The sequence below is a fragment of the Wolbachia endosymbiont of Brugia pahangi genome, assembly GCF_012030695.1.
Classification (GTDB): Bacteria; Pseudomonadota; Alphaproteobacteria; order Rickettsiales; family Anaplasmataceae; genus Wolbachia.
This window is the reverse complement of sequence record NZ_CP050521.1, coordinates 195,270-209,181: the sequence shown is the minus strand read 5'-3', so window position 1 is coordinate 209,181 and position 13,912 is coordinate 195,270. Positions and strand designations below refer to the sequence as shown.

The following is a 13,912-nucleotide window of genomic DNA, read 5'->3' as shown; positions in this document are numbered from 1 at the left end:
TATTGGTCAACCAGACGATAGTTAAATGTCTTTAAGAGATAGGGGTTGATGCTAATGTAACAAGTAGTTAATTTGACTACACTCCTTTACACTTAGCTGTTGAAGGTCATCACTTAGACATAATCAAATATCTTCTTATAGATGAAAAAGAGGTTGACGTTAATGCAAAGAGTAATGAGAGCAATACTCCTTTGCACTTTGCTACTCAAACTGGTCGGTTGGACATAGTTAAATATCTTATAGATAAAGAGATTTATGCTAATATAAGAATAACAGCAGTGATACTTCTTTAGATGTTGCTGATAAAAATGGTTACTCAGATATAGTTGAGTATTTTAATAAAAAGAAGGTTACTGCTAATGAAAAGGACAAGATTGGTAAAAGTGAGGCAGAAATTATAACAGAAAAAGGAATAAGGTTTACACGGACCTTACAGATGATAGCGGTATAGTATCAATTTTCTATACCAGCCAGGGCGCATTAGAGGTGAGATTATATACTGGCAAGCAAGATAAAGACCTAATAAAGGTAGAAGTAAAAGATCAAAAGAAGTAGGAATGATTAAAAGATTGCAACAAAAAAATAGGAAAGAATTGCTCACTAGGAGGGCTACCAGTTAATAAAGCCATATAACGAGTTTTTTTTGCTAAATCTGGAAAACCAATACATTTTGAGACAATAAGTCAATCTAAAGAACAGAAAAAAAAGATGGGTGGTGGTGAAGGATAAGTAGAGCCTCAAGCCTTGAAGAAATAGGCCGTTTTGCATAGTAAAGATGGGAATTTTCACAAAGCCCTATGGTGGTATATATTAGCTTAACAATTAGATATTAACATAAATAATGAATAAAATTTATCACGCATTTCTTGATCATCAGTTTTTTTTATGCTCTCTGAAGCAAAAAGAGCTTTATGAATAATAGTAAACAGCTTAGCTGGATACATAAAATCTGCAAGTCTTTACAATTAGTGATGACATAGAAAATGTAAAGCCCATTTTACAGGCCTTAAGAACCCTTATATGGGGATGTTTTAGACCTAAAATTTATCCTTAATCTTTATTTAAGTGACAAAAGCACATTATTAAACTAGGTGTGTTATGTTTAATTTTTCTTATATAGACACTCCATGTCTTTATAAATTTTTATCTACGTTAGCTGAATCTCGCTTATTAGGTAATGTAATAAGCGCCAAGTTTTTGAGAGAACAGTAAACAACTCACATTGCATTGTTCTTTATTTAAGAATTAGTTCAAAAATCAACTAACCTTCTTTTTTTTATAAAGAAATTATTTGAAAAACTTCTGCATTACCCTTATCGTGACGTTATGGATATTTATAATTCCAAGGTTGACTACTTACCAAGCATATAAGACATTAATGTCAAGTTCCTACAAGAGATATCACTAAGGTTTCTTTTGCTTTTTTTCCTGCTTGATGAGTTCCTTAATATTTGTGTCTGCCAACATCCCAGCGCGTGATACTAGCTTCTCATACTGGAAAACCATAGAATGATAGAAAATAGTAAATAAATTTACTAAGATTCTAGTGTCACGCACTGGAATGACATCGTTTACCATTAAACATCGATGTTACAATATCCACATACTTGACACTGGAATCTAGTATGATTTAATTAACCAAGAAATAGAGATATTCACATGAAAAAATTATGTAGTGAAGCTGAACGCCAGTGTCAGCTACTTTTATGACACCGAAGAAGGAAATATGGATAAAAAAACTAGAATAGAATCAGATAGTTTAGGGGAAGTAAAAGTACCAAGTGAACATTATTGGGGAGCACAAACGCAGCGTTCTTTGGAGAATTTTAAAATTGGCATGGAAAAAATGCCAGAGCCCATAATTAAAGCATTAGCAATGGTAAAACTTGCAGCAGCACGTGTAAATGTGAAGCATGGTACTATTGATGAAAAAGTAGGAAATGCAATCTGTGTAGCTGCGAAGGAAATAATAGATGGTAAATTTAACAACGAATTTCCGCTCGTTGTGTGGCAAACTGGGTCTGGAACTCAAACTAACATGAACATAAATGAAGTGATAAGTAATCGCGCAATAGAGATTTTGGGCAGTAATTTGGGTAGTAAATTTCCAGTACATCCAAACGATCATGTGAATTACGGTCAGTCATCAAATGATACTTTTCCAACAGCAATGCACATAGCAGCAGCAAAGCAGATAAATCATTCTCTTATTCCAAATCTTGAAGTGCTGCACAAAGCATTGAATGACAAGGTTCAGGAATTTAAAAATATAATAAAAGTAGGACGTACTCATTTGCAAGATGCAACACCTCTAACACTAGGGCAGGAGTTTTCTGGCTATGCAGTTCAGATTAAAAAGGGAATAGAGAGAATAAAATCAACTCTGAGCAATTTATACGAGCTCGCACAAGGCGGTACTGCAGTTGGTACGGGGTTAAACACTAAAGAAGGTTTTGCTGAGGATTTTGCCAAAGAAGTTGCAGAAATTACCAATCTTCCATTTACTTCAGCAGACAACAAATTTGAAGCATTAGCAGCAAATGATGCTCTAGTTGAATTAAGTGGAACGCTTAATACAGTAGCAGTCAGTTTAATGAAAATTGCAAGTGATATAAGATTGCTCGGTTCTGGTCCAAGGTGTGGAATTGGAGAAATCACATTACCGGAAAATGAGCCTGGTTCTTCAATTATGCCAGGTAAGGTAAATCCAACTCAGTGTGAGGCTGTGACTATGGTATGCGCTCAAGTTATGGGGAATCATGTTGCCGTAACTGTCAGTGGTTCAAATGGCCATTTTGAATTGAATGTGTTTAAACCAGTGATAATTTACAATGTTTTGCAGTCTATAAGACTTTTAGCTGATGCAAGTTTGAATTTTACAGAAAAGTGTGTGATTGGTATTAAGGCAAATGAAAAGAGAATAAAAGATCTACTAAACCAGTCATTGATGTTGGTCACTATATTGAATACACATATAGGATATGACAATGCAGCAAAAATAGCAAAACTTGCTTATAAAGAAAATATCACTCTAAAAGAAGCAGCAGTGAAGCTTAAGCTACTCACTGAGCAAGAATTTGAAAGAATAGTAAAACCAGAAAAATTTATAAATCACTAGTTTTACTGTTAATGTCTAAAGCGGTTTCTTTTATCTCCTTTATTCTCTTACCTCCTAATATTTTTAATTTCTCATCTTATCTGTAATAATTTTTCCTTATAATGCATAGTTCATCTGTAGAATTGTGATTCAATTTAGGGTAATATTCACAGTTGCAGTTTTCTTCGACACACTCGGCATCTGTAGGTAATGCTAATAGTAAAATATAAGTGCAAAGCTTTTCACACTGAATATTTAAGACTAATTGCGTTATAAACCTATTAATAGTAAAGGAGAAGAACTTATCAATTTTCTGTCTTTTGGAGTATATATCTATTTAATTATATTTCGTATTAGAAAACATCCTATTAGTGGAATTACAAGTGGAATGAGCCATAAAATGTAAGTACTAAATTTTACAGGTGGGACAATTATAATTGAATCTCCATAAGAATTTCTTAGCTCTGAAGTTATTTGCTCGTCAGTATATCCATCACTGATTTTTTCACGAATCATTTTGCGCATATTATATGCAACTTGGGACCCGGACTCAGATAACAACTCACCAGAACATATTGGACATTTTATCATTTCAAATAAATTAGTTGCTCGTTTTTCCATATTTTTGTCTCTGAGTTTGTCATCCAAAGTAAAAGCATTTGCGCTTGAGTAGAATATCAATATGAAAAGTAAACTAATTAATATTTTCATTCTTGGTTAGTTTGGTGATTTTACTTAGTTGGTTCATAAAATCAGTGGTGGATAACTTTCCAATAAAACTTGACCCTAAGTTATCATCATATTTTATTGAAAATTGAATGCTGTCATCAGTTGTTTTTTCTGATAAGGAAGATATTAGTTTTTCAAACGCATCTGAAGTTTTTGAGTGATTTTTCTCACCAGCCAAAAGCGAGATTAATTCTTTATAATTGGATACGGCCACATTAACCTTGTTTGTGAATGAAGACGTAATCAAGTTGTAATTTTGCACTCCACCATCTGCGGTAAGAGAAAAGTTATCACTCTGAATTAAAAATCTTTCTATATTGAAATTAACTCTGGAAGCTGAGATATGACTTATAAACTCATAATCTAATTTAGTATCAATACTAAGATAATGTTCAGGACTTGCAACATTCTTGTATCGGTAGGTATAAAAATCAAATCCTAGCTTAGTATTTCCGCTAGGTTCTTTATTGAAATGAAATTGAATGTAGTTACTTTTACCACCTGCTTCAGTTATAACACTTTGTTGATTTTCTGAAACATTGCATTTTAATCCATAATCTTCGTAACGAAGTATGTTTACATAGTCTATCATGGTACTATTTTTAGTAAATCGCAACGAAGATGGTAAGTCGTTTAGCTTGATAACAAAATGGTTGTTATTACTTGTGTAGCATTTTATATTCTTTTTCTCATCATCATGAGTAGTAATATTGACTTCATTGCTTGGTATATAGATATACACCGATTTATCGAATAACCTGTTTTTTATCAGCAAAGCTTCAGACGAAATAGTTAACTGCTCGTTAGAAAATTTTGGGTTTGTCATGTGGAAAGTTAGGCTAGAAGGAAATCCGCTGAAGTCATAGGAAACATCGAATTTTTCATCGTTAGTATATAATATTGTTTCAGCTAAAAGATTTTTTGTCTTCCATGCAGAAAAATACCAAAAACCACTGTAAGCTATGGGGACAAACAGAAATAAAGAAATTATTGTATAGATGAAAACCTTACGCATAACTTAATCGTTCCCTTGTTTATCCAGTGATATATTTCTTGTACCCCTTGGTATGGTTACACATAAACCATCGATGTCTTTTGTAATTTTTATTTGGCACCCAAGCCTTGACGTCTCTGTTAAGCTAAAAGCTAGATCTAGCATATCATTTTCTTCATCAGATATAGGATTATGTGTTTCTACAGCATCATAAAAATTTTGATCAATAATTACATGACATGTAGAACAGGCAAGAGAGCCTTCGCATGCACCTTCAAGCAGATCAGGGTCACTTCTGTGAGCTAAATTAAGTAGAGTTTCCCCCTCTGCAGCTTCATAGCTTTTCTTACTTCCATCAGGTAAAATAAAAGTGACAGATGGCATATTACCTTCCTATTAAGATCCTTACTAATTTTCCTATATCTTACAGGTAATAACTAGTATTTGCAAACTCTTTACGTTAAGCCTATTAATAATTTATATGACGCCTTCCTAAAACAAGTAATGCAACTGAGCAAATACAAAAATCAAAGTGTTGCTGTTTTTGGCCTTGGCAAAACTGGTTTGTCTGTCATCAATGTTCTAATAAAGAGTGGTGCAAAAGCGTATGCGTGGGATGATAGTAAAGAACAAATGGCAAATGCGAAAACAATGTACAAAGAGTGTAATTTTATCCATCCAAAAAAATACGATTGGCACGAGATAAAAGCATTGATTTTAAGCCCTGGAGTACCAATTTCATATCCGAAGCCACATTGGATAGTAAAACTTGCAAGAAGTTTTGACTGTAAAATAAAATCGGATATTGAACTATTTCTAGAAGCTAAAGCTAAGAACCAGAAAATTGTAGGCGTCACAGGAACGAATGGCAAATCAACCACTACGTCATTAATAGGTCACATATTAAAATCTGCGGGGAAAAAAGTAGCTATTGGTGGAAATTTAGGTGTTCCTATTTTGGATCTAGAAAAAGATGCGGAAATTTATGTAATTGAAATTTCCTCTTTTCAATTGGAACTAATAAACATGCCTGCCGTTATTCCAGTGCATGACCATACCTTTTTTTCTGGATCACAGTATCGTGCTGCTTGGATGATAAAAAGGGTATCTGAGATGACAAAAAAGATGACCGAGGTGACGAAAAGGATGGCTGGAATGATAAAGGTAGATATTTCAGTATTGCTCAACATTACCCTAGATCATATAGATAGACATGGAAGTATGGAAAATTATATAGCAGTTAAATCAAAGCTAATAGGCGGTAGTAAGGTCGCAGTGATAGGATGTGATAATGGAATTACCGCTGATATATTTAATAAATTTACTGGAAATAAGATTCCAATCTCAGGAGTACGCTCCTTATTGGATGATAAAAAGGGCGCTGAGATCCAGGAAATTTCGTTAAAACTAGAAAATCATAACTTATTAGTAAGTGACGCGAAAATAAACTTAACATCCAATGCAGAAAACATAGCAGCTTCATGTGCTGTGTGTAAGTTGCTTAAAATAGATAGCAGCACTATTATCGACGGGATCAAATCTTTTTCAGGGTTAAAGCACAGAAATGAACTACTTGGCAAAATAGAAAATGTGCTTTTTGTAAACGATAGCAAAGCAACTAACGCTGAATCGAGCAAAAAGGCGATTTTGTCTTATAAAAACATATATTGGATCGTTGGTGGAAGAAGTAAAGAAGGTGGTATAGAGTCATTAAGCAAGCATTTTGCAAGAATTAGAAAAGCTCTTCTTATTGGAGAATCAACAGAAGTTTTTGCAAGCACTATGGAAAATAAAGTGGATTATGTTAGATGTTGCAATTTAGAAGACGCATTTAGACTGGCTTTTGAAGAGGCCATAAAGAGCAAAGAAAAAACAACAATACTACTTTCTCCTGCATGTGCTTCTTTTGATCAGTGGAGAAATTTTGAAGAGCGTGGTGAAGCATTTTGCAGAATGTTTGAAAAACTCAGGGATTCATTTACAATTACACGTGTTGTTTAATACAATGTTGTTGTGGAACAAGATGAAATAAGGTTGATAATAGATGAGCTAATCAGGATTATTCCATTTGAAGGGATAAGCGATAAGACTCTATTAAAAGTGTGCACAGACCTTAATCTAGCCAATAGCTTTTGCAAATTTCGGAATGGAATATATAGTGCTTTGGAGTGCATAGTAGAGGACTTGAATAGTTCAATGGAAGCTGAACTTCGGAATTCTAACTTGGAAGATATGAAAGTGCAGGAGCAAATAAAGTTAGCTGTTCAAATATGCCTCTCAAACTATGCTACGCTACCAAATTACAGAGAGTTTTTAAAAAATATTCTATCCTTTTCTGTATTACCAAAAAATATATACTTTTCTAGTAAACTCTTATGCAGAATAGTCGATATGATTTGGTATGGTATTCACGATCAATCAACAGATTTTAATTACTATACAAAACGGGCAATATTGGCTGGGGTATATTTAAGCATAATACTCTTTTTTATTAATGACTATTCAGAAGGTTTTGCAGATACTCTATCATTTCTTGATAGGTGCATTAACAATGTCATGACGTTTCAAAAGTTTAAAATCCATCTAAAAGAAATTGTAGGAAGTTTTCTATAGGCCTCTTATTATATTAGTCTATATTTTAGAGCTACCTTGGCTTTTTTCAATTTTTATGTTAAAATGACTGAATATTCACTAATGGTAAATGAAAGTTATTTATTATACCGATGGTAATATTAAGCTAAAAGAAGGTACGCAACATGTAATAAACTTTTTTGGAGTGCTTAAATGTATTAAGGTTAATACGTTTGGTAAAGGTGCACCTAAAAAGCAAGAAAGTAAATTAGTTAAGCATTATTTTGACTATCCTTATTTTTCTAGAATTGTTAATCCAAAATTCTTTGAAGAGGAACTGAAGGATGAAGCAAAAAATTTGTTGCAAGGATAATATCGCTATGGATCATGTTCTGCAATATTATCTACACTTCTGCTACATTACTATACTTAGTGTATAATAATCAAAGATCAAAAAAGGTACTTACTGGGTTAGCTTTTATGTCAATAGTGTTATTAATTTTAGCTACCATATATTTTTTTGTGATTTGCTTATGGATGTTTTTCGACCTTATTAAGGAAAGGTTTGTTGTACATAGAATAAAAAGCTTTTTAGAAAGTGAAGTCAGCCCTGAGTAGATAAAGCGTTATGAAAAAGAACTTATAAAAAGTTCAGAAATGGGTACAAAAGCTCACAATCAAGAGTCGGAAAAAGATATAGAGGATATTATAGAGTTCCTTTTAAAAAGAGAAGGTCGTAGCACTATATAACTTTCCAACAAATGGAGAAGAATTAGTTCAAGCTGAAATGGCAATGGGGTAAACATGTTGCCTGTAAATGAGATACATCTAAACAACATAGTTTTAGATATTAACTCTATTGGAGCGAGAATTGCAGCAGAAGTTTTAAAAAGATTTGAAGATCATGGTATTCATTTGACACTAATTCACAGCAATTCCTATAGTTTGCTTAAAGATGCAACTAATAACTTTCCTCATGGAATAAGGACTTTTTCACAAGGTGGCTTCCTACAAAATCCTTGAATTTTTGGTTTTGGTGTTACAGATTAGATTTTAATCCACGGGAAGTTGTAAAATACAAAATGCTCTGTATTAATTGCTAGTAGGAAAGGCGATAATGTAATTCCAAGGAAGCGCAATTTGTCGATAAACTTAGCGATCAACTAGCTGAAATAGGGTAGTTCAGAAGAAACATAGTGCTTGAACATGACCCTAAAGAAAAAGATTGTAAAAATAAAAATATTCATACCGATCATAAAGGACATTTAATTTATCGTGAGAGTAATAGTGGTATGGCAAATTACAAAGATATAGAAAATGGTATCCATTCAGCGGAGTAGCAAAATAAGATAGACAAGGTAGTATAAAAGATAACGATAGAGCAAAAGTGAGGTAATATGGTAAATCTTTTAGAACTTTACAGAAGTCTGGAGCAGAAAATAGCAAAGTTAGAAGCAAAAATAGAAAGATTGGAAAGAGAGAATGAAAGTCTAAAGGCAGAGAACAAGATTTTGAAAATAGAAAATGCTGAGTTAAAGGAAAAGCTCGGTTTAAATTCAAAAAATTCATTATTTGATAAACCATACATCCACCAAGTTGATCTTCCGAAGATCGAGTCTTATGTAATGGAATATCAACTTACCGGAAGGTGTTATACCAGACACATTTAGGCCAAGAGTTAAGTTGATAATTGCAGCATTCAGCAAGTTTTATAAAAATTCGAAATATGGAATAGCGAATATTATAATGACATTTTCAATGTGAACATAAGTGTTGGTAGCATATCAAATAGTGAACATAGAATAGCTTCAAAATGTGAAGAAATGTATTAGCAGTTAAACAAGAAGTAAGTACAAGCAAAGTTCTTTATATTGACGAAACCAGCCATTACAATAAAGGTAAGCTTAGTTAGCGCTGGATGTTTACAAGTAATACGGCAAGTTTTGTAAAGTTGACAGAGTTAAGAGGAATGAAAGTTTAAAAAAATAGTAAATTCTGCAATTGTCATAGCTTAGTAATAACTAACAGGTATGCAGCATACAGTTATTTTACTGATAAAAAGAGACAGATCTGTTGGACTCATTTATCAAGAGATTTTGAAAGATTAGCCTATAGTTGTAACAGAGAAGTCAAAGTTCTCGCCTGTTATTTAAAAGAAACGTTGCTGCTGAGTTATTTGCACTAAAAGAGCCTTACTAAAGAATGAGATAGATATTTTAAGATTTGTCAGGCGTACCAGAAAATTGTGAAAGTGCACAAGGTATTACTTGAAGGAGATATCCCAGTTACCTAAAACAATTGGAGCCTCTCGAGTTGCAAAAAATATTTTGAAGTTGAAAGGACGATGTGGAAATTTTTGGATGATCCAGGAAACATTCTGCTAACGAACAACCATACTGAACGGCAAACACTGCATTATATAGTTTATACAAAAACCCATATCTTACATAATCGGGACAAAGAAATGCATTTTTTGAATGGGTAATTTCATTATACTTAACATGGAAACAAAAGGAGCTAAACCCTTTCCATAATCTCCTATCTATCGTCTCTCACACCGCTTAGCTGAATGGATACGAATTTACTAGGCAGAAAAAAAAAGGCAAAAAAAACCTTTGTTAGATAGTGTTCACTCTCTAATCCTACAAATTTGGCGCACTATACTGTCTTAAATGGTTTATAAGCGCATTTCAGCTTATATAGATAAAACCTAGATGTTGTGAAGACATAAGGTGCACATAGTGCAAAAGATTAAATATTAAGATGCCAAACACATAATAATTTGTCATTTAACCTGCACAGATCAAAGATAACTGAATACTTTTACTACTATAGTAAGAAAGCTGGCAGAGTTTACCAAGCAGTTTTTTCGGGATACTTAAATGACGGCTTGGCAAAAACTACATAGTTTGCAAAAAGTACAATGAACCATGGCTGTCGAAAACCTCATCTTCATTGGTCATAGATAAGGCAGTTTTTGCTCAAGTAATGCTGAAACTCTACGTATATAAAACTATTTTGGCTCTAGTATCTAAACGTTTTGTATTTGCTGTAATGACTTAACTTCCATCTCACTATTCTTTACATATTGAATTGCAAGCACTAATGCTTTACTTCCAGAAGCTGTGGTACTGTAAGCTATATTCTGCAAAATAGCAGTTCTGCGAATATCTCTGCTGTCTGAAACTGATTTCACACCTTTTGAGGTATTAATCACTAGATTTATTTTTCCATCTTTAAGCATGTCAACTATGTGGGGTCTGCCTTCTCTCACTTTATTTACAGCTTTCGCAGCAATGCCATTATTATTCAGATATGAAGCTGTACCTTTGGTAGCATATATTCCAAAATTCATCTCTTTCAACATTCGTGCAATTGGCAATATATACTCTTTATCGTCATCTTTTACTGAAATTAGAGCTGTTCCTTTTGTTGGTAACTTATATCCTGCAGCCATGTGCACTTTTGCAAGTGCTGCTTCAAAGGACAAGTCAATTCCCATTACTTCCCCTGTTGACTTCATTTCTGGGCCAAGTAGAGTATCAATCCCTGAAAAACGCGTAAACGGAAAAACAGCAGCTTTAACTGCGAAGTGACTAAGAGATTTTTTTTCTTGGTCTAATTTTTTGCCCAAAATAACCTGAGTAGCAAGCTTTGCAATAGGAACATTAATTACCTTGGAAATAAAAGGAACTGTACGGCTAGCTCTTAGGTTCACTTCAAGTATGTATATATCATTTTCTTGTATGGCAAATTGAATGTTTATCAGACCTCTCACTTTTAATTCAAGAGCTACTCTTTCAGTCTGTAGCTCAATCTCTTTTACGACTTCATCATTTAACGTGTTTGTCGGTATTGAGCAGGTTGAATCACCAGAGTGAATTCCAGCTTCTTCAATATGCTCCATAACTGCCGCAATGAAAACTTTTTCTCCATCACATATAGCGTCAACATCAACCTCAACTGCATTAACTAAGAACTTATCAAGCAGCAGCGGCCCATGTTCAAAAATTTTAGTTTGACCCAGGACATATTCCTTAAAGCTCTCAATATCGTGTTTAATTGACATGGATTGACCACCTAAGACATAGGATGGCCTAACTACTAATGGAAAACCCACTTTTTCTGCGTTAGCCAACGCTTCTTCTACTGAATGACAAATAGAATTTTCAGGTTGTTTTAAATTAAGTTGCAAAGCAAGGTTTTTAAACCTCATACGATCTTCAGCAAGATCTATAGAGTCAAAAGACGTGCCCAGGATATTAAAACCCCTTTTATTCAGTACCTTTGCTAACCTTAAAGGTGTTTGACCACCTATCTGAACTATGGCACCTACTAGTGTACCATTTTCTTGCTCTTTACTTAGTATCTCAAGTACATCCTCTACAGTTAACGGAGCAAAATACAAACGATCAGCAGTATCATAATCAGTTGAAACAGTTTCAGGATTACAGTTAATCATTATTGTTTCGTATCCCATCTCTTTGGCAGCAGAAACTGCATGCACACATGCGTAGTCAAACTCAATACCTTGACCAATACGGTTTGGTCCACTACCCAAAATTACAACCTTTTTTCGATTAGAAACGTCCGCTTCGCATTCTGTCTTATTTACAACGTCTCCCTCATAACAACCATACATATAAGCAGTGCTCGATTCAAATTCAGCCGCACACGTATCTACACATTTATAAACTGGGCTAACACCAAACTTTTTTCTCATTTTTTCAATCTGTTCTATTTGGTCTACAGTGCGTGAAGCTGGAATAGATTTATTGCTTAACTTTGCCAACCTTGCATCTGAAAATCCCATCTTTTTTAGTTCTAATATTTCGTACGCGGTTTCAGGTAGGCCAGTTTCTTTAATTTTCTGTTCAGCCAAGATGATTTGCTGTATGTTCTGCAAAAACCATAAGTCATACCCTGTAATTGAATTTATCTCTTCTATGCTAATTCCATGACGCATCGCGTCAGCAGCAATTAATAATCTATTTGGCAACAATTTCGCTAATTGAGATTTTATGTGATCAACATCCGTATCCTCAGGAAACACCTCATCAAGTCCTGTAAGGCCAGTTTCAAGTGAGCGGAAAGCTTTCTGTAGTGACTCATTAAAAGTGCGACCTATAGACATTACTTCTCCCACTGATTTCATGGAAGTTGACAGTTCACAATCCGTTTCTTTAAATTTTTCGAACTCAAAACGAGGAACCTTAGTGACAACATAATCAACCACTGGTTCAAATGCAGCAGGTATAGTTGGTGCACAATCGTTGCGTATTTCATCAAGTGAATAGCCAATAGCAAGCTTAGTTGCAACTTTTGCTATGGGGTAACCTGTTGCCTTTGAGGCAAGCGCAGAAGAGCGGGAAACTCTTGGATTCATTTCAATTACAACAAGGCTTCCATCTTCTTTAGGATTAACTGCAAATTGAACATTTGCACCACCTGCACTAACATCAATTTCCCTAAGCACTGCTATAGATGCATTTCTCATTTGTTGGTACTCCGCATCACGCAGAGTCAAAGCGGGGGCAACGGTAATGCTATCACCTGTGTGAACTCCCATGGGATCAACATTTTCTATCGAACAGACTATTATACAGTTATCTTTGCAATCGCGAATAACTTCCATTTCATATTCTTTCCAGCCGATAATCGATTCATCTACTTGAACTTCATTTATCGGTGAAACTTTCAAAGCATTCTCCACAATGTTGAAAAACTCCTTCTTATTGTACGCTATGCCGCTACCTGCACCACCAAGAGTAAACGATGAACGGATGATCGCAGGTAACCCTACATAATCGAGAGCTTCCTTTATTTGTTCTCGATTTTTTATAATGATACTTCTAGGGTATTTTAATCCTATTTTATCCATAGATTGGCGAAATAATTCTCTATCCTCCGCTTTTTTAATTGCTTCTCTATTTACGCCAATTAACTTTACGTTATATTTATCCAATACTCCATCATCTGCAAGTTTCATTGCACAGTTCAAAGCAGTTTGCCCGCCCATTGTTGGCAATATTGCATCTGGCTTCTCTTTAATTATGATTTCTTCTATGATTTCAGGCAGTATAGGTTCAATATACGTTGCATCAGAAAACTCAGGATCCGTCATTATAGTCGCAGGATTAGAATTAACCAAAATAACCTTATAATTCTCGTTCTTTAATACCTTGCAACTCTGAGTTCCGGAATAATCGAATTCGCATGCCTGACCTATAATTATCGGACCTGCCCCTATTACTAATATAGATTCTATATCTGTACGTTTTGGCATAATTATAATAATGATCTCTCTAGGTAATGTTACCAATCTTTCCTATATATGTGAATTTTTATTAGACTTATGTGCCAAACACTTCAGGCCCACAACTATACAAACATCGTGATTTGATAACAGGATTCAAGTAGCTCATAAAAATGTAAAGCCCATTTTACAGGCCTTAAGAACCCTTATATGGGGATGTTTTAGACCTAAAATTTATCCTTAATCTTTATTTAAGTGACAAAAG

9 protein-coding genes and 3 pseudogenes are annotated in these 13,912 nt (G+C 34.2%); 7 read left to right on the top strand and 5 right to left on the bottom strand.

Annotated features, from left to right (window positions below):
* Positions 1 to 116: 116 nt before the first annotated feature.
* Positions 117 to 206, top strand: a pseudogene (locus WBP_RS06145) (ankyrin repeat domain-containing protein); the annotation flags it as partial.
* Positions 192 to 293: a hypothetical protein gene (locus WBP_RS06140; RefSeq protein WP_369799974.1), complete on the top strand. Its 102-nt coding sequence runs from the start codon at positions 192 to 194 to the stop codon at positions 291 to 293. The pseudogene WBP_RS06145 and the gene WBP_RS06140, both read left to right, overlap by 15 nt.
* 1,111 nt (positions 294 to 1,404) lie before the next feature.
* Here WBP_RS06140 and WBP_RS01025 read toward each other — a convergent pair.
* Entirely contained in the window at positions 1,405 to 1,578 is a 174-nt protein-coding gene (locus WBP_RS01025; protein WP_167895793.1) for a hypothetical protein, read from the bottom strand.
* Between the two features lie 148 nt (positions 1,579 to 1,726).
* On the opposite strand from WBP_RS01025, the gene fumC reads away from it, so the two are divergent.
* Positions 1,727 to 3,118: a class II fumarate hydratase gene (fumC, locus tag WBP_RS01020; protein ID WP_011256702.1), complete on the top strand. Its 1,392-nt coding sequence runs from the start codon at positions 1,727 to 1,729 to the stop codon at positions 3,116 to 3,118.
* A 312-nt stretch (positions 3,119 to 3,430) separates the two neighbouring features.
* Here fumC and WBP_RS01015 read toward each other — a convergent pair whose 3' ends face one another.
* Genes WBP_RS01015 through WBP_RS01005 form a run of 3 tightly spaced genes read right to left on the bottom strand, consistent with a single transcriptional unit; the run spans position 3,431 to position 5,204 of the window.
* On the bottom strand, positions 3,431 to 3,808 hold the full coding sequence (locus tag WBP_RS01015; RefSeq protein WP_167895792.1) for a cytochrome c-type biogenesis protein: 378 nt from the start codon (positions 3,806 to 3,808) through the stop codon (positions 3,431 to 3,433).
* Positions 3,792 to 4,841 (bottom strand): hypothetical protein, encoded by a 1,050-nt coding sequence (locus WBP_RS01010; protein ID WP_167895791.1) that lies wholly within the window; start codon positions 4,839 to 4,841, stop codon positions 3,792 to 3,794. The genes WBP_RS01015 and WBP_RS01010 overlap by 17 nt, the downstream gene beginning before the upstream one ends.
* 3 nt (positions 4,842 to 4,844) lie before the next feature.
* Positions 4,845 to 5,204, bottom strand: a complete 360-nt coding sequence (locus WBP_RS01005) for a ferredoxin family 2Fe-2S iron-sulfur cluster binding protein (protein ID WP_167895790.1) — start codon at positions 5,202 to 5,204, stop codon at positions 4,845 to 4,847.
* Positions 5,205 to 5,324: 120 nt separating this feature from the next.
* Between WBP_RS01005 and murD the strand changes: the two genes are divergently transcribed.
* From murD to WBP_RS00975, 4 genes and pseudogenes are all read left to right on the top strand, one after another.
* The gene (murD, locus tag WBP_RS01000) at positions 5,325 to 6,821 is read left to right on the top strand and encodes a UDP-N-acetylmuramoyl-L-alanine--D-glutamate ligase (RefSeq protein ID WP_167896292.1); all 1,497 of its coding nucleotides are present in this window, start codon (positions 5,325 to 5,327) and stop codon (positions 6,819 to 6,821) included.
* 12 nt (positions 6,822 to 6,833) lie between these two features.
* Positions 6,834 to 7,433, top strand: coding sequence for a COQ9 family protein (locus tag WBP_RS00995; RefSeq protein WP_179958982.1), 600 nt, complete (start codon positions 6,834 to 6,836; stop codon positions 7,431 to 7,433).
* An 88-nt stretch (positions 7,434 to 7,521) separates the two neighbouring features.
* Positions 7,522 to 8,707 (top strand): annotated as a pseudogene (locus WBP_RS06395) (alpha/beta hydrolase family protein); the annotation flags it as partial.
* Between the two features lie 81 nt (positions 8,708 to 8,788).
* A pseudogene (locus WBP_RS00975) lies at positions 8,789 to 9,956 on the top strand (IS66 family transposase).
* A 466-nt stretch (positions 9,957 to 10,422) separates the two neighbouring features.
* Here the strand turns inward: WBP_RS00975 and carB are convergent.
* The gene (gene carB / locus WBP_RS00970; RefSeq protein WP_167895786.1) at positions 10,423 to 13,677 is read right to left on the bottom strand and encodes a carbamoyl-phosphate synthase large subunit; all 3,255 of its coding nucleotides are present in this window, start codon (positions 13,675 to 13,677) and stop codon (positions 10,423 to 10,425) included.
* Positions 13,678 to 13,912: the final 235 nt, after the last annotated feature.

Coding starts and splice junctions, on each gene's coding strand:
- WBP_RS01025 (WP_167895793.1), bottom strand. CDS start 1,578: ATGGTAAACGATGTCATTCCAGTGCGTGACACTAGAATCTTAGTAAAT.
- fumC (WP_011256702.1), top strand. CDS start 1,727: ATGGATAAAAAAACTAGAATAGAATCAGATAGTTTAGGGGAAGTAAAA.
- WBP_RS01015 (WP_167895792.1), bottom strand. CDS start 3,808: ATGAAAATATTAATTAGTTTACTTTTCATATTGATATTCTACTCAAGC.
- WBP_RS01010 (WP_167895791.1), bottom strand. CDS start 4,841: ATGCGTAAGGTTTTCATCTATACAATAATTTCTTTATTTCTGTTTGTC.
- WBP_RS01005 (WP_167895790.1), bottom strand. CDS start 5,204: ATGCCATCTGTCACTTTTATTTTACCTGATGGAAGTAAGAAAAGCTAT.
- murD (WP_167896292.1), top strand. CDS start 5,325: ATGCAACTGAGCAAATACAAAAATCAAAGTGTTGCTGTTTTTGGCCTT.
- carB (WP_167895786.1), bottom strand. CDS start 13,677: ATGCCAAAACGTACAGATATAGAATCTATATTAGTAATAGGGGCAGGT.